The sequence below is a fragment of the Enterococcus sp. HMSC078F03 genome (assembly GCF_001811595.1).
In the GTDB taxonomy this organism is placed as follows: domain Bacteria; phylum Bacillota; class Bacilli; order Lactobacillales; family Enterococcaceae; genus Enterococcus; species Enterococcus faecalis.
In genome coordinates, this window is the sequence record NZ_KV805558.1 from 1 (window position 1) to 2,789 (window position 2,789).

A 2,789-nucleotide genomic window follows, 5' to 3' on the forward strand; every position below is an offset into this window, starting at 1 on the left:
GAAAAAATTAGAAAAATTTGCTGAAAATAAAATATAATAATAACTACTATAAAATTACTGATGAAAAAGACCAACAGGGTATACCCCAATGTCATTAAGTTAAGGAAAAAAAGTAAATGATAGTCTCAAGTATATCGCTTTTTTCTTATTAACTTGACTAATTTTATATTTTTGAGCAACAAAAAAAAACGTCCTATATGGTATAGTCCAATTTATAATATTAGGCAATACGATATAAAAAACCAACAAATTTCTTTTTTGTTATATTTCTCTGGTCACTCCGATTCTGTCGTATAGGGAGGAGATACCTTCTTATCAAAATTTCTACATTGACGGTTTGATCAAGAAAAAATCTTTTACAAATGCCTATAGCTTGTGTGAAATTAAGCTGATAGAACTGCTTTAAAGGAGCTGATAACGCCACTACCTGAGCAATTTCCATTGAAAAGTTGTATATAATGAGACGAGCGTAAATTTCTTGAATAATAAACTCTAGTTTCTTTGAGTGGAATTGGTTTAAACCTAAGGCATATTTTAATTCTCTAAAGGAAGTTTCAATTCCCCAGCGTAAGTGATAAAGTACTTTTAAATCTTCGCTTTTAAAAGTGAAGGAATCAAGATTCGTGACTAAAGATTCATAGCTATCTTCACTCAACTTAATTCGAACGACCCTCAGACTAACAGGATAGCTTTCTTTGGAATTGGGTGGGAGATAATCAAATTTCGCTTTTTTACGCAAAAATTGATAACTTTTGTCAGCTTTGATTTTATTGGTCTGTCTTCTTGTCAACCAAAGGTTAACCTCTTTATCAAATGTTCCTTTTTGAGGTAATCCAAGTCCTTTAAGAAGACCATTACTTTTGGTATCTTTCACTCGAATTATGAATTTTTGACCACTTTTTCTAATATGTTCGTACACGTTAAATGACTCATGACCACGATCTGCAATAATAATTGTCGGCTTTTCAAAAGTAAACTCATCAACCATTTGACACAAACTGCTCCGTTCGTCTAGCTGTCTAATTTTTTGGAAGTTTACCGATGCATAGTATTTATTTAATGGATCATAAAAAGCATTGAGATGAAAAGATCCTACAGGTTTGTCAAACTTTCCGATGGTGTAGTGGGATTCAGGGTCGTTTTCATCATAAGGGATATTAATATCAGAGCCATCATGAGCCAATAGTTGGTACCCTTTATATTGCTTGTTTTGGTTACTTGAAGGAATGGTCCGGTAGAAGAGTTGTTTGAAAGCTTCAATCTTTATTTTACTTCGAGCCTGGACAAATGCGGAAGCAGTTGGCGTTTGAAGTGTAAAATCAAAATAAGAGAGTAATTCACTAGAAAGACTTTGACCACCGAAAGAGAGAATAATTTTGAGAGTTGTCTCAAAAGATAATTTTCTATTTCGTGAAAAATCAAGCGGAGATTGAGCAAAAATTTCAGGTTGATCTGTAATAGAATGAATATGATGTTCTAAATTTTGTTTTATTTCGTGAGAAGTTTGAAGAGTTTTTGATTTTTTGATATTATTAGACAATAAGGACACCTCCAGAATACGTAACGCTATGACGTTTTATTATTGCTAAAATAATTGTATCAAGAGAGTGTCCTTTTACATAGAAAAAATAAAGTAGGAAGACTTAATTGTTTTCCTGCTTTATTTTTTTTCTTAACTTAATGACATTGGGGTATACTCTGTTGGTCTTTTTTATAATTCAGTTGTTACTAGGTACGTAGTAGGGCATTCAAGTTGGGCAGATGTCATTTGTGTGACTTTTGAGTGTACCCATATATTATTTAAAAAATTTTTGCTTAATGGCCTTTTGCAAGGTAAAATTAACACATCAAAAAAATTTATTATTGATAATTTTACGGATAGAACAGTACAGATAAACTGCTTTTCTATTTAGATACGTTCTAAAAACAACTGATATTGCTTGGAGAATTACGTGAATTTTTCAATTGAACAAGTTTTAACAAAAAAGGAGAGTAAAAATTGAAAATTTTTAATCGTATTAAATCATTAGATACAAAAAAACAAATTAGCACAAAAAAGAAAGAAAAACAGGTTGAATTTCTCAACACAGTTTTAGAAAGAGCAAGAGATCTGATATCAAATGAAAACAATGATGAGATTCATCCGGTTTTTATATTTATAAAGCAATTTTCAGATTACATTTCTATAAAAACAGCAATTTCTTCATTTGAAAACAAACAAACCTTTCCAAAAGACTACATGGAATGCATATTTGAATGTAGATATTCAAAAAATTCTAGTGATCTGATTGAACGTACGTTTTTAAAAGAGATAGTGGGTAGCGATATTGAAATATATCGTAAACACCACTACCGGCATTTTCCAAAGATAATGAAAATTTCATTATCTAAAATCCCTTTGATTGTACAACCATGGAATTCTGATAGAGTTTCTTATAATATCTCAAACGTAGCTACAAATAAAAACCCTTTTGATTTAAAAAAGAATGGTACTATTATGAATACTTATTATTATCCTATAGGATTAGCCATTTGTCATGGGGGAAACCATTCACAATACTCAGCTAAATTAAGAGGAGAAGGTGTTTCCTACGTTGAAGAAATTGTAAACATTGAAAAGTTATATAAATATGTCACTTTTGATGGAAACCAATTCACCTACAATTTTCCTAATTATGATATAGAAATTTATCCCTACAGCGTTGAACCAAAAAATGAAGAAGAATTTTATGCGGGGGTTTTATTTGAAATAGGAGGGGTCCCGAGCGCCTACGAGGAATTTGTATCGA

Annotated in this window: 2 protein-coding genes; one reads left to right on the forward strand and one right to left on the reverse strand. The window is 31.1% G+C overall.

The window, feature by feature from the left end; genetic code table 11:
* Positions 1-220: 220 nt before the first annotated feature.
* Complete coding sequence (locus HMPREF2810_RS07200) at positions 221-1,540, reverse strand: IS4 family transposase (protein WP_002360868.1); 1,320 nt, start codon at positions 1,538-1,540, stop codon at positions 221-223.
* A 459-nt stretch (positions 1,541-1,999) separates the two neighbouring features.
* Here HMPREF2810_RS07200 and HMPREF2810_RS16040 point away from each other — a divergent pair.
* On the forward strand, positions 2,000-2,789 hold a 790-nt coding region (locus tag HMPREF2810_RS16040; protein ID WP_002416970.1), incomplete at its 3' end, for a DUF6710 family protein.